The 21,143-nt window shown below is 58.9% G+C and carries 13 protein-coding genes; 5 read left to right on the top strand and 8 right to left on the bottom strand.

The genetic code is table 11. From position 1 onward, the window contains the following. Nucleotides 1–205: 205 nt before the first annotated feature. The 5 genes from aceE to msrA all read left to right on the top strand — a co-directional run bounded on the left by aceE (nt 206) and on the right by msrA (nt 10,171). Nucleotides 206–2,851: a pyruvate dehydrogenase (acetyl-transferring), homodimeric type gene (aceE, locus tag ACN1C3_RS17875; RefSeq protein ID WP_419117098.1), complete on the top strand. Its 2,646-nt coding sequence runs from the start codon at nt 206–208 to the stop codon at nt 2,849–2,851. Nucleotides 2,852–2,862: 11 nt separating this feature from the next. After that, nucleotides 2,863–4,821 carry a dihydrolipoyllysine-residue acetyltransferase gene (gene aceF / locus ACN1C3_RS17880; RefSeq protein WP_419117099.1) on the top strand — a complete coding sequence of 653 codons (1,959 nt, stop codon included), beginning with the start codon at nt 2,863–2,865 and terminating at the stop codon, nt 4,819–4,821. A gap of 337 nt (nt 4,822–5,158) precedes the next feature. Next, the gene (locus ACN1C3_RS17885; RefSeq protein WP_419117100.1) at nt 5,159–6,553 is read left to right on the top strand and encodes an alkaline phosphatase D family protein; all 1,395 of its coding nucleotides are present in this window, start codon (nt 5,159–5,161) and stop codon (nt 6,551–6,553) included. Between the two features lie 202 nt (nt 6,554–6,755). Further along, nucleotides 6,756–9,449 carry an EAL domain-containing protein gene (locus ACN1C3_RS17890; protein WP_419117101.1) on the top strand — a complete coding sequence of 898 codons (2,694 nt, stop codon included), beginning with the start codon at nt 6,756–6,758 and terminating at the stop codon, nt 9,447–9,449. Nucleotides 9,450–9,523: 74 nt separating this feature from the next. After that, nucleotides 9,524–10,171, top strand: coding sequence for a peptide-methionine (S)-S-oxide reductase MsrA (gene msrA, locus ACN1C3_RS17895; RefSeq protein WP_419117103.1), 648 nt, complete (start codon nt 9,524–9,526; stop codon nt 10,169–10,171). 101 nt (nt 10,172–10,272) lie between these two features. Here msrA and ACN1C3_RS17900 read toward each other — a convergent pair whose 3' ends face one another. From ACN1C3_RS17900 to ACN1C3_RS17935, 8 genes are all read right to left on the bottom strand, one after another. Continuing rightward, on the bottom strand, nt 10,273–11,109 hold the full coding sequence (locus tag ACN1C3_RS17900) for a 23S rRNA (adenine(2030)-N(6))-methyltransferase RlmJ (RefSeq protein WP_419117104.1): 837 nt from the start codon (nt 11,107–11,109) through the stop codon (nt 10,273–10,275). Nucleotides 11,110–11,390: 281 nt separating this feature from the next. Continuing rightward, the gene (locus ACN1C3_RS17905; RefSeq protein ID WP_419117105.1) at nt 11,391–11,714 is read right to left on the bottom strand and encodes a hypothetical protein; all 324 of its coding nucleotides are present in this window, start codon (nt 11,712–11,714) and stop codon (nt 11,391–11,393) included. Between the two features lie 512 nt (nt 11,715–12,226). Next, the gene (locus tag ACN1C3_RS17910; protein WP_419117106.1) at nt 12,227–12,643 is read right to left on the bottom strand and encodes a hypothetical protein; all 417 of its coding nucleotides are present in this window, start codon (nt 12,641–12,643) and stop codon (nt 12,227–12,229) included. Then, on the bottom strand, nt 12,643–13,020 hold the full coding sequence (locus ACN1C3_RS17915; RefSeq protein WP_419117108.1) for a hypothetical protein: 378 nt from the start codon (nt 13,018–13,020) through the stop codon (nt 12,643–12,645). Before ACN1C3_RS17915 ends, ACN1C3_RS17910 begins: the two co-directional genes overlap by 1 nt. 109 nt (nt 13,021–13,129) lie before the next feature. Continuing rightward, nucleotides 13,130–13,546 (bottom strand): hypothetical protein, encoded by a 417-nt coding sequence (locus ACN1C3_RS17920; protein WP_419117110.1) that lies wholly within the window; start codon nt 13,544–13,546, stop codon nt 13,130–13,132. A 10-nt stretch (nt 13,547–13,556) separates the two neighbouring features. Next, the gene (locus ACN1C3_RS17925) at nt 13,557–18,338 is read right to left on the bottom strand and encodes an RHS repeat-associated core domain-containing protein (RefSeq protein WP_419117111.1); all 4,782 of its coding nucleotides are present in this window, start codon (nt 18,336–18,338) and stop codon (nt 13,557–13,559) included. Beyond that, complete coding sequence (locus ACN1C3_RS17930; RefSeq protein ID WP_419117112.1) at nt 18,338–19,075, bottom strand: DUF4123 domain-containing protein; 738 nt, start codon at nt 19,073–19,075, stop codon at nt 18,338–18,340. The genes ACN1C3_RS17925 and ACN1C3_RS17930 overlap by 1 nt, the downstream gene beginning before the upstream one ends. Next, complete coding sequence (locus ACN1C3_RS17935) at nt 19,065–20,936, bottom strand: type VI secretion system tip protein VgrG (RefSeq protein ID WP_419117113.1); 1,872 nt, start codon at nt 20,934–20,936, stop codon at nt 19,065–19,067. The genes ACN1C3_RS17930 and ACN1C3_RS17935 overlap by 11 nt, the downstream gene beginning before the upstream one ends. Nucleotides 20,937–21,143: the final 207 nt, after the last annotated feature.

Genomic DNA, 21,143 nt, shown 5'->3' on the forward strand with positions numbered 1-21,143 from the left:
CACCAGAAGGAGCGTATTGGTCGCTATTCTGTAGTTTTACTACTGGTATATACATTCGAAAGGCTGAAATGCCCGATGATTTGTAGTAAAACTACACGCCGCCGGAACAACCTCTGGCAATCCAAGAATTTATATCGTCTGCCCACAAGGCCAGTCGCTAACTCAGGCAACCGATTCTGGAAGCCTTTCCGCCCTGGAGCAAGCCATGCAAGACCTCGATCCCGTCGAAACCCAGGAATGGCTGGACGCCCTGGAATCGGTTCTCGACAAAGAAGGCGAAGACCGTGCTCACTATCTGATGACCCGTATGGGCGAACTCGCTACCCGCAGCGGTTCGCAACTGCCCTACGCCATCACCACGCCGTACCGCAACACGATCCCTGTTACCCACGAAGCACGCATGCCTGGCGACCTGTTCATGGAACGCCGCATTCGCTCGTTGGTACGCTGGAACGCGATGGCCATGGTGATGCGTACGAACCTGAAAGATTCTGACCTGGGCGGTCACATCTCCAGCTTCGCCTCCAGCGCAACCCTGTATGACATCGGCTTCAACTATTTCTTCCAGGCCCCGACCGACGAACACGGCGGCGACCTGATCTACTTCCAGGGTCACACTTCGCCAGGCGTTTACGCTCGTGCGTTCATGGAAGGCCGCATCACCGAAGACCAAATGAACAACTTCCGTCAGGAAGTCGACGGTCACGGCTTGTCGTCCTACCCGCACCCTTGGCTGATGCCTGACTTCTGGCAGTTCCCGACCGTATCCATGGGTCTGGGCCCGATCCAGGCGATCTACCAGGCGCGCTTCATGAAGTACCTGGAAGCCCGTGGCTTCATCCCTGAAGGCAAGCAAAAAGTCTGGTGTTTCCTGGGCGACGGCGAGTGTGACGAGCCGGAATCCTTGGGCGCCATCTCGTTGGCTGGCCGCGAAAAGCTGGACAACCTGATCTTCGTTATCAACTGCAACCTGCAGCGCCTCGATGGCCCGGTTCGCGGCAACGGCAAGATCATCCAGGAACTCGAAGGCGTGTTCCGCGGTGCGCAGTGGAACGTGACCAAAGTCATCTGGGGCCGCTTCTGGGACCCACTGCTGGCCAAAGACGTCGACGGTATCCTGCAACGTCGCATGGACGAAGTCATCGACGGCGAGTACCAGAACTACAAAGCCAAAGACGGCGCGTTCGTGCGTGAGCACTTCTTCAACTCGCCAGAACTCAAGGCGATGGTTGCCGATCTGTCCGACGACGAGATCTGGAAGCTCAACCGTGGTGGTCACGACCCGTACAAGGTCTACGCGGCGTACCACGAAGCGGTCAACCACAAAGAACAACCGAGCGTCATCCTGGCCAAGACCATCAAAGGTTATGGCACCGGTGCCGGCGAAGCGAAGAACACCGCGCACAACACCAAGAAGGTTGATGTTGAAAGCCTGAAGCTGTTCCGTGATCGTTTCGACATTCCGGTCAAAGACACCGAGCTGGAAAACCTGCCGTTCTTCAAACCGGAAGAAGGCAGCGCCGAAGCCCGTTACCTGAGCGAGCGTCGCACCGCACTGGGCGGCTTCGTCCCTCAGCGTCGCGCCAAGAGCTTCAGCCTTCCGACCCCGCCACTGGACACCCTCAAGGCTATCCTGGACGGTTCCGGCGACCGCGAAATCTCCACCACCATGGCCTTCGTGCGGATTATTTCGCAGCTGGTCAAGGACAAGGACATCGGTCCGCGCATCGTCCCGATCATCCCGGACGAAGCCCGTACCTTCGGTATGGAAGGCATGTTCCGTCAGTTGGGCATCTACTCGTCCGTTGGCCAGCTCTACGAGCCAGTCGATAAAGACCAGGTGATGTTCTACAAAGAAGACAAGAAGGGCCAGATCCTCGAAGAAGGCATCAACGAAGCAGGCGCCATGAGCTCCTTCATCGCTGCCGGTACTTCGTACTCCAGCCACAACCAGCCAATGCTGCCGTTCTACATCTTCTACTCGATGTTCGGCTTCCAGCGTATCGGCGACCTCGCCTGGGCCGCTGGTGACAGCCGCACCCGTGGTTTCCTGATCGGCGGCACCGCCGGCCGGACCACGCTGAACGGCGAAGGCCTGCAACACGAAGACGGTCACAGCCACATCCTGGCGGCCACCATCCCGAACTGCCGCACCTTTGATCCAACCTACGGCTACGAGCTGGCGGTGATCATTCAGGACGGCATGAAGAAGATGACCGAAGAGCAACAGGACGTTTTCTACTACATCACCGTGATGAACGAATCCTACCAGCAGCCAGCCATGCCGGCCGGTGTCGAGGAAGGGATCATCAAGGGCATGTACCTGCTCGAGGAAGACACCCGCGAAGCGGCGCACCACGTACAGCTGATGGGCTCCGGCACCATCCTGCGTGAAGTCCGTGAAGCGGCGAAGATTCTGCGTGAAGAGTTCAACGTCGGCGCTGACGTGTGGAGCGTAACCAGCTTCAACGAACTGCGTCGCGACGGCCTGGCCGTGGAGCGCAGCAACCGTCTGCACCCAGGTCAGAAGCCTAAGCTGAGCTACGTCGAAGAGTGCCTGAACGGCCGTCAAGGTCCGGTCATCGCCTCTACCGACTACATGAAACTGTTCGCTGAACAAATTCGTCAGTGGGTCCCGTCCAAGGAATTCAAAGTCCTGGGCACCGACGGTTTCGGTCGCAGTGACAGCCGCAAGAAGCTGCGTCACTTCTTCGAAGTCGACCGTCATTTCGTGGTGTTGGCAGCCCTGGAAGCCTTGGCTGACCGTGGTGACATCGAACCTAAGGTTGTGGCCGAAGCCATCGCCAAGTTCGGTATCAACCCGGAAAAACGCAACCCACTGGACTGCTGAGGAGATTTTCTGTGAGCGAACTCATTCGCGTACCTGACATCGGCAGCGGTGAAGGTGAAGTAATTGAACTGATGGTCAAGGTCGGCGATCGCATCGAAGCCGACCAGAGCATCCTGACGCTTGAGTCGGACAAGGCAAGCATGGAGATCCCTGCACCAAAGGCCGGGATCGTCAAAAGCCTGAAAGTGAAGCTCGGCGATCGTCTGAAAGAAGGCGACGAGCTGCTGGAACTGGAAGTCGAGGGTGCCGCTGCTGCGGCGCCAGCGGCGGCTGCGCCTGCTGCCAAGGCCGAAGCAAAACCGGCTGCCGCCCCTGCTCCTGCAGCGGCTGCACCGGCTGCTGCTCCAGCGGCTGCAACCACTCAGCAAGTGCACGTGCCGGACATCGGTTCGTCGGGCAAGGCCCAGATCATCGAGATCCAGGTCAAGGTCGGCGACACCGTCGAGGCTGATCAATCACTGATCACCCTGGAATCCGACAAGGCCAGCATGGAAATCCCTTCGCCCGCCGCTGGCGTGGTCGAAAGCATCAGCGTCAAGCTCAACGACGAAGTCGGCACTGGCGACCTGATTCTGGCCCTGAAAGTGGCGGGTGCTGCGGCACCGGCTGCTGCCGCGCCAGCCCAGGCTGCTGCGCCGTCCGCCGCTGCTCCAGCGCCAGCCGCTGCGGCCCCGGCTGCACCGGTCGCTGACAGCGTCCAGGACATTCACGTCCCGGACATCGGCTCGTCGGGCAAGGCCAAGATCATCGAAGTTCTGGTCAAGGCCGGCGACACCGTTGAAGCCGATCAGTCGTTGATCACCCTGGAATCCGACAAGGCCAGCATGGAAATTCCATCGCCAGCCGCTGGCGTGGTGGAAAGCATTTCCATCAAGCTGGACGACGAAGTCGGTACCGGCGACCTGATCCTCAAGCTGAAAGTCAAAGGCGTAGCGGCGGTTGCTGCCCCTGCTCCAGCCGCAGCACCTGCTGCTGCCAAGGCTGAAGCCGCCCCTGTGGCCGCAGCTCCGGCACCTGCCGCTCCTGCTGCTGCACCGGCCAAGCCAGGCGCCAAGGTTCACGCAGGTCCTGCGGTGCGCCAACTGGCCCGTGAGTTCGGCGTCGAGCTGAACGCGGTGAGCCCAAGTGGCCCACACGGCCGTGTGCTGAAAGAAGACGTGCAGGTTTACGTCAAAGCCATGATGCAGAAGGCCAAGGAAGCACCGGCCGCTGCTGCCGGCGTAACTGGCGGCGCGGGCATCCCGCCGATTCCGGTCGTGGACTTCAGCCGTTTCGGCGAAATCGAAGAAGTGCCGATGACTCGCCTGATGCAAATCGGCGCGTCGAGCCTGCATCGCAGCTGGCTGAACATTCCGCACGTGACCCAGTTCGACCAGGCAGATATCACCGAGCTGGAAGCGTTCCGTGTCGCTCAGAAAGCCGTCGCAGAAAAGGCCGGCGTCAAGCTGACCGTACTGCCGCTGCTGCTCAAGTCCTGCGCGCATTTGCTCAAGGAACTGCCGGACTTCAACAGTTCGCTGGCGCCAAGCGGCAAAGCGATCATCCGCAAGAAATACGTCAACATCGGCTTCGCCGTCGACACTCCAGATGGCCTGCTGGTACCGGTCATCAAGGACGTCGACAAGAAGAGCTTGCTGCAACTGGCTGCCGAAGCCGCCGTACTGGCGGAAAAAGCCCGGACCAAGAAGCTCACGGCTGATGACATGCAGGGCGCTTGCTTCACCATTTCCAGCCTCGGCCACATTGGCGGCACCGGCTTCACGCCGATCGTCAACGCGCCGGAAGTGGCGATCCTCGGTGTTTCCAAGGCAACCATCCAGCCAGTCTGGGACGGTAAAGCCTTCCAGCCGAAACTGATGCTGCCACTGTCGCTGTCCTACGATCACCGTGTGATCAACGGCGCCGCTGCTGCACGCTTCACCAAGCGTCTGAGCGATCTGCTGGCGGACATCCGCACTATCCTGCTGTAAGACCGGCCGGCCCTCCTTTGCGGGAGGGCCGACCGCGTTCCACGTTTTCCGAGCGCCACGCTCGTACCTCAACCCCGCCAATTTGGCGGGGCTTTTTTTGCCTGAATTTCCAGCGCCTCCCCGTTCAAAGTCGAAAGCTCTGACGAGCCTGACAACTTCTCGCCCACTGCTTTTTACCGAACGACGTACTGCCTCCGTCCACAAGCGCCACACACTAGAACTCATTGCATGAACAGCTTATCCCGCCTCGGCAGTTAACCTTACCTAAACAAAGCAGAACCACTGGCTTCGTTGGCAATAACTATTGACTCAAGACTTTTTTCGAAAGGACTCGGAAATGATCAAACCCAGCGTTGGCCCGATCATCGGCCATACCACCGCCCATCATTCGCGCCTATTTCTGCGCGCTATTTATAGCGGAGCCCCTTTGACCTTCGGCGGTATTCGCCATCGCCGGGCGGGAGAGCAGACATGGTCGCAAGGCGCTTTCGTTTTGCTGGACAAGCAGCACGATATGTCCGGCATCGTTGTACTGAAGGGGCTGGAAGCGGCTACCCGATATGAGTATCAGGCAGGCTGGTTCACCACGGCTGACAGGAGCGAAACGGTGGATACGGTCCACGATCTTCCTCTGCGGTGGCCCGAACCTGTTTATACCTTCAAAACCTGTTCTAACAATAAGACCCGGCCACGCGCTTACATCATTGGTTCCTGTCGTTACTTGCGCATGACCTTAGGCATACCCTCCGCTCCCGAACGGGGTGACGGTATATTTGCCGCGATCAACGCCTTGGTACGAAATCCCGAGACACCGGTTGACGGGATGTTGATGGTCGGGGATCAGGTGTACGTCGATGATCTGAACATTGTCGCGCCAGACCGCGAATACAAAGACATTCTGCAGAAATATCAGACCGCGTTTTCTCAGCCGCATATCCGCCAGCTGATGGCCCACGTGCCGACGTACATGATTCTGGATGACCATGAAATCGAGGATAACTGGCCGGCCAAGGCCAGCAGCAATGACCAATCGCTGTTCAACAATGCCATCCGCGCCTATGAGCTTTACCAATGCAGTCACAGCCCGGCCCATGCGCTTTTGCCTTCAGGGCAACTGGACCGCAACATTCCTCACTACTGGTATCAGTTCGCACATGGAGACATTGAATGGTTCGTGCTGGATACCCGAACCCGGCGCACGCTTTCCAAGGAAGACCGGCGCATGCTCGACAGCGAACAGGAACACGCACTGCTCGACTGGCTTATCACCAGCAGCGCGAGGGTCAAGTTGGTGGTCACCAGCGTCATGTTCTACCCGGACCGCCGGAACGATGGCGGTGATGCCTGGAAATCTTTCCCGGCGCAGCGTGAGCGGATCCTTGAAACCATCCGCAGTCACACGATCAAAAATGTGATCTTCATCGCTGGCGATGTCCACGGCTCGATGACCAGCCAACTGACCCACAGTGACGACCCGGACTTCAGGGTCCACACCATCGTTTCCTCACCGCTGTGCAACAGCAAGCTGCTGCCCTATGCCAAAGCCGACAGCTTCATCCTGGACCGGCCGCTCGCCAGCCTTGGCCACGGCAGCTACAACCAGGAACTCACCAGCAACGTCATCAGCCAGGACAACTTTGCGCGTATATCCATCGATACAGAGCACATCCGCGTCGATTATTACGACAAATACAGCACCCTCCTGCAATCAGTGAATATCGTGCTGCAATGATTCCCCGCGCCCGGTACCCGTGCGCAGGGACATCAGTTTCCCTGTCACCTGCAGAAATCCCCGGCCCTGCCGATAAACGTTTATAGCACTTAGCCTTCATCCTCTCTTGTCAGTCTGTGCCGCATGATGCAACCTTGCCGCAAGCAACAGTAAAGAGGGCGCGAGCCCGGCGCGATCAGCATTTTCGAAGCGAGTTTCTTCCATGAAAAGCCAACCCGATGCCGCCAGCCGTATGGCGGCCGAGGTAGTGACGCAGTTGCCTGTGCCCTCGCGGCTCGGCATGCTGCGTTTCGAGCGGCTGAATGAGGCTAGCTGGGCGCTGCTGTTCCTTGATCCCAACTGTGAACGTCAGTTCGGTCTGGCCGCCATCGAGCTCTGCGCATTGGTGGATTCACCCTATGCCAGCCTCATGGAGCCTGAAGCGCGCTATCAACTGCATGACGCGATCCAGCAGCAGTTGACCGCAAGCCCCTATTACCTGATCCGCTACACGCTGCACACCGCCCACGGATCCTTGAGCCTGCTCGAACTGGGCGAAGCCTACAAACAACACAATCGACATCTGCTACGCGGTTATTTGCTGGTGGTCGACGGCCTGTTCAACGACGCCCCGCAACAGCCAACGCTTGATCTGGAGACCCAGAACAGCCGACTGCAAATCGCCTTGGAACTCAACCAACGAACGCAGCAGGAACAACTTCAACACCTTGAACGGGTTCGCGCCCAGCAGGACCTGATTCTGCTCCTGGCCCGTCAGCGCTACAGCAACAGTAACTCCTTGCAAGAAGCCGCCGAACTGATCACCCGCAGCGCTTGCGACATCTATGAGGTCGATTGCGCAAGCATCTGGAATCTCGTAGATCAACAACTAGTGCCGATTTCTGCGTACAACCGAGCCTCCCGGGAATACCGGATGCCAGGCGTCATCGACGCGAGCGTTTTCCCCGACTATCTGGAAGCGCTGCACACCAGTCGGGCGATCGATGCTCACAACGTCATGCACGATCCACGCACCCGGGAAATGGCCGAGAGCCTGAGATTACGCAACGTCAACGCCATGCTCGATGCCAGTATCCGCGTCGACGGCCAATTGGTCGGCGTGCTGTGTCTGGAGCAGCTCGGTGCAACCCGCGCCTGGCAGTCAGACGAGATCGCTTTCGCCGGCGAGCTGGCCGATCAGTTCGCTCAGGTCATCAACAACCACAATCGACGCACCGCTACCAGCGCTCTGCACCTGTTCCAGCGCGCGGTCGAGCAAAGCGCCAACGCCTTTCTGCTGGTCAATTGCGACGGTGTGGTGGAGTACGTCAACCCAAGCTTTACCGCAATCACCCAATACAGCACCGAAGAAGTCCACGGTCACAAACTGTCGGAACTGCCGGCGCTGGAGAACCTCAGCGAATTGCTGTTCGACGCGCCGTCGAGCCTGGCCAAGAGCAATAGCTGGCAGGGCGAGTTCAAGAGCCGGCGTAAAAACCTCGAACCCTACTGGGGCCAGCTGTCGATCTCCAAGGTCTACGGTGACAATCGAGAGCTGACCCACTACATCGGCATCTACGAAGACATCACCCAGACCAAGCTCGCCCAGCAACGCATCGAGCGTCTGGCCTACACCGACAACCTGACGAATCTGGGCAACCGTCCGGCGTTCATCCGCAACCTCGACGAACGTTTCGCCCGCGACAGCGACACACCGATCAGCCTGCTGTTGGTGGACATCGACAATTTCAAGCGGATCAACGACAGCCTCGGCCACCAGACCGGCGACAAACTGCTGATCAGCCTGGCCCGACGCCTTCGTAACAGCCTGAGCCCGAGCGGCAGCCTGGCGCGTTTCGCCAGTAACGAATTCGCGGTGTTGCTCGACAACACCGACCTTGAGGCTGGCCAGCAGGTCGCCAGCCAATTGTTGATGACGCTGGATAAACCGATGTTCGTCGACAACCAGTTGATCAGCGTCACCGGCTCCGTGGGCCTGGCCTGCGCACCACTGCACGGCCGCGACCCGCAAACCCTGATGCGCAACGCCGGGCTCGCTCTGCACAAGGCCAAAGCCAACGGCAAGCATCAGGTTCAGGTGTTTACCGAAGCGCTGAACGCCGAGGCCAGCTATAAGCTGTTCGTCGAAAACAACCTGCGTCGCGCCCTGACCCAGAACGAGCTGGACGTGTTCTATCAGCCCAAGCTTTGCCTGCGCAGCGGTCGCCTGCTGGGGATGGAAGCCTTGCTGCGCTGGAATCATCCGGAAAAAGGCATGATCCGACCGGACCAGTTCATCAGCGTCGCCGAAGAAACCGGACTGATCATTCCCATCGGAAAATGGGTCGCCCGCGAGGCCTGCCGCATGAGCAAGCAACTGACCGCTGCCGGCCTGGGCAATCTGCAAGTGGCGATCAACCTGTCGCCCAAGCAGTTTTCCGACCCGGACCTGGTGGCGTCCATCGCCAGCATCCTCAAGGAAGAACAGCTGCCCTCCTCCTTACTGGAGCTGGAGCTGACCGAAGGCCTGCTGCTGGAAGCCACCGAAGACACTCACTTGCAGCTCGATCAGCTGAAACGCCTGGGCCTGACCCTGGCCATGGACGACTTCGGCACCGGTTACTCGTCCCTGAGTTACCTGAAGAAATTCCCGATCGACATCATCAAGATCGATCGCAGCTTCATTCATGAGATCCCGGACAACCAGGACGACATGGAGATTACCTCCGCGGTGATCGCCATGGCCCACAACCTGAAACTCAAAGTAGTCGCCGAGGGTATCGAGACCGCTGATCAGCTGGCGTTCCTGCGTCGCCACCGCTGCGACGTCGGCCAGGGCTACCTGTTCGACCGGCCAATCCCGGGCAGCGATCTGATCGAAAAGCTCAAACGCTACCCGCGTGGCCCAATCGCCTGACAGCGCTGTAACACTCGGGCAAACTGTCAGTCTGACTCTTTACTGTTAACTCAATCTGACTGAGAGGACTGATCATGGTCTTGCGCTCGGAAATTCTGGTGAACAAAAACGTGCTTCCTACCAAAGAACAAGCTCTGCCTGGCCGCGAAACCCCAATGACCGTGCCGGAAAAACACTTCGTCCACGACGCCCCGTTGCTGGGGCCGTTCGTCACCGACGTGGACTTCGCGATCTTCGGCCTGGGCTGCTTCTGGGGCGCTGAGCGCAAGTTCTGGCAGCGCGAAGGCGTGGTCAGTACGGCGGTGGGTTACGCCGGCGGTTTTACGCCGAACCCGACGTATGAAGAAGTCTGCTCCGGCCTGACCGGCCACAGCGAAGTGGTACTGGTGGTCTACGAGCCGGCAAAAGTCAGCTACGAAGAGCTGCTGAAGATGTTCTGGGAACTGCACAACCCGACCCAGGGCATGCGCCAGGGCAACGACATCGGTACCCAGTACCGCTCGGTGATCTACGCCACCAACCCGACTCAGTTGGCCGCCGCCAAGCACAGCGAGCAAGTCTTCCAGGCCGAACTGACCAAGGCTGGCAAAGGCACCATCACCACCGAAATCGAAGAAGCGCCGACATTCTTCTTCGCCGAGGCTTATCACCAGCAATATCTGGCAAAGAACCCTGAGGGTTACTGCGGGATCGGCGGCACAGGCGTGACGTGCCCGATTTGATGTGAAACCCCCGGCCCCACATTGGAATGCAATCAAATGTGGGAGCCGGGCTTGCCCGCGATGAGGCCCGCTCAGCCAACACAAGGCTCAGACCAGACAGATCACTCCGCGATCAACCAATCCATCTGCCAGCCACCCTGAGTCTGCCCCAACTTCTTCGACAGCCATGGCAGCAACTCACGCAACTCCTCCTCCAGCCCCCACGGCGGATTAGCAATCGCCAGCCCCGAACCGTTCAGACTATTGGGCGTATCCAGCGGATGCACCAACAACTCCACCCGCAACAACTTCGGCGCACCGGTGCCGGCCAGGTCCTGATAGAACCGACGCAACATCCGCTGATCCTTCACCGGGTACCAGATCGCCGCCACCGTCTGACGCATCCGGCCAATCGCCTCTTTCAACGACGCCGCACAGCGCTGCATCTCATCGAGCTGCTCGAATGGCGGATCGATCAACATCAACGCGCGCTTCTCCGCCACCGGCAGCAACGCCCGCGGCACATGCCAGCCTTCGCCCAGGTGCACCGCAACGCGACGATCACCTTTCATGTTGTCCTTGAGCAAACGCCCGTCTTCCGGGTGCTTCTCGTTGAGCAACACCCGATCCTGGGAGCGAGTCAAACGCCGCGCCAGCTCCGGCGAACCCGGGTAATAGCGCAACTCGCCATCCGGGTTCATCTCATGCAGCACCTGCATGTAATCAGCCGTCAACAGCGGCAGATCCGGCTCGCCCCACAACCGGGCGATACCTTCCAGATACTCGCCGGTACGACTGGCCTCGTCACCCTTGAGGTCATACAGACCAATCCCGGCGTGAGTATCGAGATAGGCAAACGGCTGTTCCTTGCGCGACATCAAAGCGATGAGGCGGGTCAAAGTCAGGTGTTTGAAGACGTCGGCGTGGTTGCCGGCGTGGAAGGCGTGGCGATAGTTCATGGTTGCTCCTGCGCAGGAGGCGAAGTTTACCTTGTACGGCGCAGAACGTCAGGGGTTCACAGCCAAGCGGACAGATGCCGCAAAACCTGTGGCGAGGGGGCTGCCCCCGCTGGGCTGCGAAGCGGCCCCAAAACCTATAACCCGACTCTTCCAGACACACCGCATTGATCGTTCCCACGCGCTGCGTGGGAATGCAGCCCGTGACGCTCCGCGTCACAAGAGCGGACGCAGAGCGTCCGGTGAGGCATTCCCACGCGGGAGCGTGGGAACGATCATCAGGGTTATTTCGAAACCTGTGCCTGCAACCGCCGCCCAATCACATCCAGCAAATCACACCCATCGCGCAACGGAATGGCACACAGCCGCGCAAAGTCATGCAGGATCACCGCATCGGTATGAATCTCCTCACGCATCGCCAGATTCTCCATCACCTGAGTGACCGCCCGAATGCGGTAACCGGCAGCATCTTGCAGCACATCGAGAGGGGCTTGAGTGTCGATGAACAGAGTCGGGATATCGCAATCGTTGCTGGTGAGGGCCATGTAGCGACTGGTGGGCTGGGTGGTATCGGTGGAAAAGCGTGGATCGGGGGTAAGTGTTTTCATTTTTAAAGCTCCGGTTATGCATGGGAGCTGCCAACAGCCTTCCTACAGGCTTGGGTGGCAGCTATACGCGGGGTAGGAATACCGAGTACCAGAGAAACTCGACCACGCCGAAACGTGCCCGCGCACAGCCGCCGAAACTGATCTTACGGACGCATGTTAATTGCCGCAATCAAGTGTCGACGCTAAGCGTCTCCGATAGTTTTGAAGGGTTCCTACACCCCGTCACTGAATGTGCAGTGACACCCAAAAGACTATCGATGAAGCCAATCCCCCGCCAGTTCACACAAACCGCCACAACCTGCGGGAAATCTCCGACGAGTTCGCCCAGAAATATCGTCGCCTGACAGACCGCCTTCGCGGGCAAGCCCGGCTCCCACAAGGGAACGCAATCTAATGTAGGAGCGAGGCTTGCCCGCGATCGAGCGCGTAGCGCTCGTAAATGTGCTACCCCTTTCTGCCTGACTCAATTTGCAACGACTGTCATGCAAACGCTCTGAAAACGGACCAAGTCGCTACCAAGTAGAAGGGTCTTCTTGACTCGCCTTGTAAAGCTCTTCAACCCAATCCTCAGTCGCCAATATGCATATATCTTCAAAAAACGCCCTAGGATTTTTCATCTCATCCCAGCCTGGTGGAAGAGATGAATGCGACTCAGGGTCATGCGCCAACACATCTGAAAAATCATAATCTTCATCCTCAAGAGCATTAACCAACACACTCAACAGGACAAATTTGTGCCGATAGCTTAAATTTCTATACCGATAAGTCACATATCGACATATGAGGACAGCTCTATCGCCCGGACAGTTCGGATCGTATTTACACAATTCCTCCCCGAGACTATCCTCACGATCATATATATCAAATCCACCTAAAAAATGGCCCAAACCTGGCGTATAGGGGGCATTCAGAAACGGATGTTTTAGCATCACGGCTTACCTATAGGATATGCAGCTACCGGAACTAGAGCCTCATAGTCAAATTTAACTTCAACGCCCTTCATATCACCATTAAATAATGGATTTTTGAAATCCTCTTTATTCGGCACATAGCCTCTACCTGCACTTGGGACTTCCATCCGCACAACCAAATTTCCTTTTTTATCTTCACCCGTAAAGCGAGGCATATTTCGAGCTTCTCGGGTCGCGGCCTCATTCAATGCGTGAAGCTGCGTCCGCCAACTTGAAAACTGAGAACTGCAGTTAACTGCCCATTTCTTACCTGTTGTCGGAAGAGCGCCATCTATTGCACGCTGCTTTAGTGCGGCGTCAGCTACCTCTGGCCCGTGCTTATCACTACTACGCATTCCGTACTTCTCCCTTCCCTATATCCTCATCGAGCACATAGCGATCGTAAATCCGCCGTATTAATTATCTGGAAGGGGACAGACTTGTTTAGCCCCCTCCCTAGTCCTCTCACCAAGTGGATTGATCTTCGAGACTTGCCTTATAAAGGTCAGCCTTCCACTCTTCACTTGCCAACCTGAAGATATCTTCAAAGAAGACGCGCGGATTCTCCATCTCGTCCCATCCAGGAGGAAGTGAAGAAAATTCCTCTGGGTCGTACGCCAGCAATGATTGAAAGTCATAACTTTTATCCAAGAGAGCTTCTTTAAGACATTCAACAAGTAAAAATTTTTGTCTATACGGGAGTTTCCACCGCTTACTCAAGCAATATTTAAGTATCAATATTTCCCTATCAGCTGGTTTGTCAGGATCATACTTTTCAAGTTCCTCACCCAAGGTTTCTTCGCGATCATATATATCAAAACAGCCTAAAAAATATGATGGCGTTGGAACGTAGGGCTTACCGGTACCTGGATCAATCAACATATTTTCTCCTTTATTTAATTGGGAACAATGTGAATGGTATGCCTGTATCTCGATCAAACTTCATCTCTATACGGTTCATATCCATAAGTTTCGGATTCTCTGGTGATTTTGGATTTGGTATGTACCCCTCACCCGCTCCAGGGAATTTCATTCTCACAATATCATTGCTGCTTCGATCTTTACCGGTGAAGGCAGGAAGACCGTTCTCTGTTCTTGAAGTGGCTAACTTGTAAGCCTCCAATTGTAGTTCCCAGCTATAAAACCTAGAGCTTGAGCTCCCTGCTTTATGCCTCGGTCTCTTACCTGTGATCGGATTTGTACCATCAATAGCTCGTTGCTTCAGAGCGGCGTCTGGAACCTCTGGACTATGCTTTCCAACCATATGCATGCCCTGACTATCGTTCAATCTTTTAACTTCTTTCTTGGCAAGCTCTTCAGCACTCAACTTGTGCTTCGGCAGGTCAGGCTCACCCTCATCCACCCGCGCCTTCGCCGCCGGGTCTTTCACCCCCATCGACGGCTTGCACCCGTCCGCTCCAGGGCAGGTGTTGAGCCCCAACGGATCCACCCACCCCGTCGGATTCGGGGTGTATTGGTAGGCGTTCAGCCCACCGGCCAGCTTGAGCGGATCCGGCGTCAGGTAGCGGCCGATGTCTGGATTGTAGTAGCGATGGCGGTTGTAGTGCAGGCCGGTTTCTGGGTCGAAGTATTGGCCCTGAAAGCGCAGCGGTTGCTCAGGTTTTTCCTCGCGAGTCTGGTTGAGGCGGGTGAGTTTGCCGTAGGCGGTGTAGGTCGCCGACCAGACGATTTCGCCGCTGTAGGCGGTGAGTTCCTGCGGCGTACCGAGGTGGTCGAGTTGGTAGTAGAACGGGCGGGCGTGGTGCGGGCCTTCGCCGTCAAGCAGTGCCAGGGGGCGGAAGCTGCCGGGTTCGTAGAGGTAGCTGCGGTAGTGGCTATTGCTGCGTTCGGCGATCAGTTGCTCGCCTTGCCAGAAGAATTCGGTGCTCTGGTCGTCGACGGTTTTGCCGATGCGCCGGCCGAAGGCGTCGTAGCGGTAACTGGCCTGGCTGCCATCCGGTAGGGTCACGCCGATCAGGCGGTGTAAACAGTCGTAGCGGTATTCGGTGACCAGGCCGTGGGCTTTCCCGCGGCGTTCGCGGATCAGGTTGCCGTAGGCGTCGTAGTCGTAATGGCGGTCGCCCTGCATCAGCAGGCGGTTGCCTTTGATCGAGGCCGGGCCGGGGCGGTCGTGGATCAGCAGGTTGCCGGCGGGGTCGTGGCTGAAGTGTTCCGGGCGTTCGCCGTGTGGATGGCGGACGCTGGTCAGTCGGTCCAGCGGGTCGTAGTGATACGCCCGTTGGCCGTGGCGGCTGTCGCTGATGAGGGCCAGGTGGCCGTTGGCGGCGTAGGTGTAATGCCGGCGATACAGTCCACGTTCCGGCTGGCTGACGGCGTGGGCCTGCAAACGGCCCTGTTCGTCGTACTGGTACTGGCTGAGCAGCAGGCCTTGCTGGCGTTGCAGTTCGCGACCGGCGCGGAACTGGTGGCTGGTCAGCCGTGTGCCGTTGAGGTCGATGGCGCTGAGGCTGCCGCCCTCGGCGTGGTGGTAGTCGAGTTTGTTGTTGTCCGGCAGGCGCAGGTGGTTGAGCCGGCCGCAGGCGTCGTAGCGATAACGCAACGTGCCCCAGCCCTGATGCTCGGTGATCAGTCGGTCGTGCCGGTCGTACTCGAATTCCAGCGGCCAGTCGTGGCCATCGTCGACACTGACCAGCCGGCCGAGGCCGTCGTAGCAGTAAGAAATCTGGCTGCCATCGGCCAGGGTCTTGCGGGTCAGCCGGCCGTGAGCATCGCGCTGGTAGGCGGTGACCAGCTGACTGCCGTCGTCGCCAAACTCGGTTTTCTCCAGCAGCTGACCGTTGAGGTCGTAGGCGTACGCGGTGCGTCGCCCATCGAAACCGGTTTCCTGCCGGATCAGGCCGTTGGCGCCGTACTCGAGCTGATAGCGTTCGCCGGCTTCATTTTCGATCTCGCTGAGCAGCAAGCGCGCGTTGTCGTAGCGGTAGCGCAACTGGCTGCCGTCGGGGTTGATCCGGCGGCTGACCAGGTGCAGGTCATCGGCGTACTCGTAGCGGGTGACGCGTCCCAGTTCATCGCGCTCGGCGGTGACTTTGCCGTAGGCGTTGTAGCTGAAGGCGCGGGTCGCGCCGCCGGGCAAGGTGGTCTGCAGCAGCCGGCCCACGGCATCCCACTGGTAGCGGGTGACCGCGCCGTGCTCGTCCTGACGGTAGATCTGCCGGCCGCGGACGTCATAGGCATAGCGGCGCTGGCCGCCGTCCGGCAACACCTCTTCGATCAGTTGGCCAAGCGCGCTCCAGACCAACCCATGATGGCTGTGATCGGGGTAGCGGATGCCGGTTAACTGGCCTTTGACGTCGTAGTAGTACTGGGTGATGTGACCGCTGGGATCGGTCTGCCGGGTGATGTCGCCCTGCGCATTGCGCTGGTAGGTCCATTGCGCCTGGCCGCGCTGACGGCGGTGCAGATGGCCGTCGCGGTACTCGAACGCCGTCGGCTCGTCCTCGGCGGGCAGCACCGCAGTAAGGCGGCCGGCGTCGTCATACACATACTCGGTGACGGCGCCGAGCGGGTCCTGTTCGGCGGTCAGCCGACCGTGTTCGTCGTAGGCCTTGCGGTGTTCGGCGCCGTCCGGCTCGACCTTGCGCACCAGCCGCGCCTGCTCATCGTGGACGTACACTTCTTCGCTGCCGTCAGCGTGCCGGACGCTGACGCCGCCCCGCTCGTCCCAGACGTAACGCGCATCCATCTGCGCAAAACTCGCCCAGTGCCGGATGCAGCGCGCGGTTTTGCCCGCGCGCTCCCATTCCCAAAAGAAGCTCGCGCCGCCGGCCAGTTGCCGCTGGAGGATGACCTGCTGATCGTCGTAGTCGTAGCGCTCGCGTTCACCGGCGGCGTTGCTCGCCTCGACCAGCCGTTGACGCTCGTCATAGCGGTAGCTGACCAGGGTCTGCTCGGTGCGCCAGCACGCCTCGAGGTGGTCCGCCGGGTGAAAGCTTTGGTAGTCGACGGCGATGATGTGCCCGCGGTCATAGCGCAGACGCAGGGCGCGGCCGGCGCCGTTGTCGAGGCGCTGGATACGGGCGTGGATATCGCGGGTGATCTGCAGGCGGTTGCCATAGGCATCGCTGATAGCGCTCAACCGGCCCGCACGAAAATGGTAGAACCGCGCGCTGTCGCCGGCCTGGGCGAGGATCAGTTCCTCCGGCTCGTCGCCCAGGTAAATCGCCGCCCGCGCCAGGCTGTTGTGGATCGCCGGGCGCTCGGCACTCGGCAACGGAAAGGTGGTGCGACGGTTCTCCGGATCGATCCAGATCACCGCATCGCCGCTGATCTCCAGGCGCTGCGCCAGCCCATGGCTCCAGCCAAACCCGAGGCCGCAATCGAGCTCCACCGCACTGCTGCGGTACAACCGGGTCCAGCTAAACGGCAGCACCCCGTCCAGTTCACCGTCGGTGAGGGTCAGCAGCTCTTCGCCGGTGACCATCGACACCGGGCAGCCGCTGGTGGCGGTTTTATCCGCGGTGTCGGCGCTGTCGCCGTTGGGGTTTTTCGCTTGGTGGGGGGCGTCGTCGTGGTGTTCCTGTTTCTTCAGCGTGGTGTTGCTGCGCGCGCCCCAGCGCATTTCCAATACGCCCTGTTTCTGCGTGCCCGCCAGTCCCCGGGCGGCGACCTTTTTGTAGCGATCGACGTAGCCGATAAAGCTGTCGATGATCTTGAACAGGGACTCGATGAAGCGCAGGCCGGCTTTGAGGATCTGCGCGCCATGGTCCGCCAGGCGCAGCGTCAAATAGGCGATGCCGACGCCGGGGCCGACCCCGATGCCTGAACCGGCCACAGTCAGCACAAGGCCAATCAGCAGGTCGATCAGGATCTCGACCACGACCTTGGTAGTCATCTCGGCCGTCTTGCCAGCGATCAAACTCGGCGGCAAGGCGTCCAGCCAGAGACTCGCGGTGCGCAACAACAGGCACAGCGCCGCTTCGTCGCTGGCCAGCAGCATGGCTTTTTCTATCAGGTCCGGCGAGCGTTGCGCCAGGTCAGCCAATTGCTTCGCGCTACCGCCCAGGCGTTCGAGGTGAGCCCCCGGGTTCTTGAGGATCTCACTGAGCAGGCCGATGCCGTCCCAGACACCCTCGATCGCCGCCCAGCTCCCGGCGAGCATGCCGTTGCCGGCCGCTTGAGCCGACTGCTGCGACCACTGCGGTTTAAACCCTTGCCACTCGCTGCGTAGCCAGCCTTCCAGATCCCGCGTCAGCCCGTCATAAGAAGAGAACAGCTCCTCGACTTGCTCCGGGGTCACTGCACTGTGAACCCGGACCCGATAGAACTTACCGGCCTCACCCTTGAACTGCGCCTTGCCCTGTTCATTCAGCGTGATAGGCAACGCGGGGCCACCACCTGCCGGGATGACTTCGACCTGAATATTGCCGAGCGGAATGTCGTAAACCGACTCGAACTTGCTCTCGATTTCGAGAACCCCATTGGCCGGGCATTGGGCGACGCTGGAGATGAAGTCGTCGTCGCTCAGGCTGACCGAGGTGCTGGTGGTCCCGACCTTGATCACCCGTTCCATGTCCAGCAACGACGGCAGATCGGCGGCGCGGCTGCCCTTGTCCAGCGTCCTGCTAAACCAGCTGCCGACCTGTTTGCGATAGAGGCCGAGGGTGTCCTTGAAGGTGTCGAGTTGCGCTTCGATGTGAGCAATGTGATCCATCAGCCTTGCTCCGAGATCAGGTAATCAGCGAGTGCTTCTTTCGGCGTGCGGGGCAGGTCCGAGCGAGCAACGAAGGCCGCCACCTTGTGCCTCAAAACGCTTTGCGAATAAGCACCGTAAAGCTCTGGGCGGGCCTCGCTCAGCCAGGTCAGCAAGTTGTTGGTTTGGGTTGCGGCATCCTTCCCTGCAAGGCGATCCAGCAGTGGCAGAGGCACTTCCCACCAAGGGCAGACCCTGGTCGTGCTCACGGCACTGGCGCCGATCTCAAGACTTTGGCCATTGATCAGGCAACGCTTGAACAGCGGCAGCAGCTCGCTCGCATCGACCTCAGGCCCCTCAAGAATCGGCAGCAAATGGCGCCCGTCCCAGAAGCGGAAAAACACCTGTTTGCCATTGGGTAACAGCACCTTGGTCAGGCTGCGAAAGTGCTCGACCAATACCGCCTGACTGGCCGAAGAAACCGCTAGCCAGCCCCAATCCATCGCGTCGGTGTTGGCGACCCAGTCAAGGAATTCACTATCCGGGGCGACGATGCCGACATAGGGCATCACCGCGTCCCATTCGGCATAAGCGGTGTCGGCCCAGATCGGGCTGGGAGCCTGAATCGCGGCAGCCTGCTGGTAGGCCTTGAGTGGATTGGCATCGCTGGCGTTGCCGAGGATCACGAACAACTGCTCTGACGGCTGCAATGGCTGGCGCTCGAGCCAAGCCTGTGGCGAAAGGTTCTCAGGCTGCACAGACACCGTCCTTACAGCGCTCGCATTCTTCGCAGAATGGCGCGTCGCTTTTCAGGCTGAGAATCTGTGCCACGCTCAGCAGTGCTGGCGGGACCAACGTTGGCGCCGCAGTCAATTGCGGAGCGCCGCCGACCTCGATCGGTACGCTGCTGAAAATCCCGCCAGCATTAATGTTGATCCAGTGCCCGCCGGCCTGAATGGTCACGTTGGCGCCGCCGTCGATGACCACTTGCCCGAGAGCAAGGACGTGAACCTGCTCACTGGCATTGAGTAATTGGTTGCGCACTCGCAGGCTTGAGGTGCCTTTGACGACGATGCTGTGATCGTTATCCACTTGCACCCGCTGGTCATGCAGTACGTGCTGGTTCCAGTCGCGTTGGGCGCGCAGATAGATTTCCTCGGCACCCTTGCGATCTTCGATGCGTAACTCGTTGTAGCCCCCGCCACCGGGACTGCTGCGGCTGCGAAACATGCTCCGGGTTTTATCGGCCGGCAGATCGAGCGGTACGGGGTTGGCGGCATTTGGCAGGCAGCCCATGACCAACGGCTTGTCGGCATCGCCGTCGACAAAGCCCACCAGCACCTCCATGCCAACTCGCGGAATCAACACGCTGCCATAACGGTCGTGAGCCCAGCCGGTGGCCACCCGTAGCCAGCAACTGGAATGCTCGTTGAGCTTTCCGTGGCGGTCCCACTTGAACAGAACCTTGACCCGGCCGTACCTATCGCAATGAATTTCGTCGTCACCCTGACCGGTAACAACCGCATGTTGATAGCCTGGTATTCGTGGCTTGGGTTTACCCAATGGCGGGCGGAACAAGGCATCCCACGGCGTCGCCAGAAAGGTGTTGCGATACCCCTGGGAAAAGCCATCCGCAGAGTTGTTGGTGACCGACTCCTCCAGCACCTGAGGCTGCTTGCCTTGGTGCTCGATTTCAGTCAGTAGCCACAGGTCATTCCACTCCGAACGCGGATGCCCGGAGACTTTCAAAAAATATCCGCTGATCAGTGCCGATTGATCACTGCTGCCTTCGGCCTGGCGATAGTCCGCGCGGTGGCGTTCCAGCGCTCGCCGAGCCAGGTGTTTGCCATCGTCGCGGTGAGTGAATTGGCCAGGGTAATCGTAGTCTTCCAGCGCCTGCGGCTGCCCACCCGAAACCGCACTTTGCAGCAGCAAATGCGGCTTGTTGAAATCGTAATCACGGCGGGTCACGCCCGTGGTGCGGGTTTCCAGTCGCACACTGAAGCGCTTGATCGCCGGTTCTTCGGCGACCATTGCGCTATCCGGCAGGTAAGCGGTTGGCCTAGGCAATTTGGGAAATACGGTTTGATCGTCGCCGAAGATCAGACGATGACCATCCGGGCTGTGCTGGAAGTGATAGTGAATGCCGACTTCGGCGCAGAGCCGCTGAATGAAAGCCAGATCGCTTTCGGCGTACTGCACGCAATATTCGCGCTTGGGATATTGGCTATTGAGTTGAAACTCGAAGGCATCACGGGGAATGTGGTCTTTAAGCACCTGGGCGATGATCGCCGGCACCGTTTTGTGCTGAAAAATTCGTTGGTTGATGCGTTGGCCGAGATACGCCAGTTGCGGCACCAGGCTGATTTGATAGCGAGTCAGACGCTTGCCGGAATCACCTTGGGCGACACGATAGATCTGCCCGTGAATGCCATTGTTCTGCGCATCAAAACTGAGGAACGCCTGTCGGTGCAGGAGGCTTTCGAGGTCAAGGTCCGGGCGTTCGCTAACCAGTTCCAGGTCAAAACGATACGGTTGGCTGATGGCTTCCTTGCCGGTGAACTCAAGCACCTTGAGGTCACTCCGGACGCCGTCGAGGGTCAAGGTGAAATGCGACATCCAATGTCTCTCTGCAGAGTGAAGGCGAGCAATTCTGCATGAGCACAAACGGACATTGACGGGGGACATAGAAATCAGATTGCCCCTACATTTACCTGGAATTGTTCCGTCATAGATGTCGGGTTACGGCTACATAACTCTCCAAAAAATGGGGTGTCCTCCCGAAAAGATCGCAGGCTACGCCAGCTCCTACGCCGACTTGGTACA

Origin of the sequence: Pseudomonas sp. H11T01 (genome assembly GCF_048515765.1) — a bacterium.
GTDB lineage: Bacteria > Pseudomonadota > Gammaproteobacteria > Pseudomonadales > Pseudomonadaceae > Aquipseudomonas.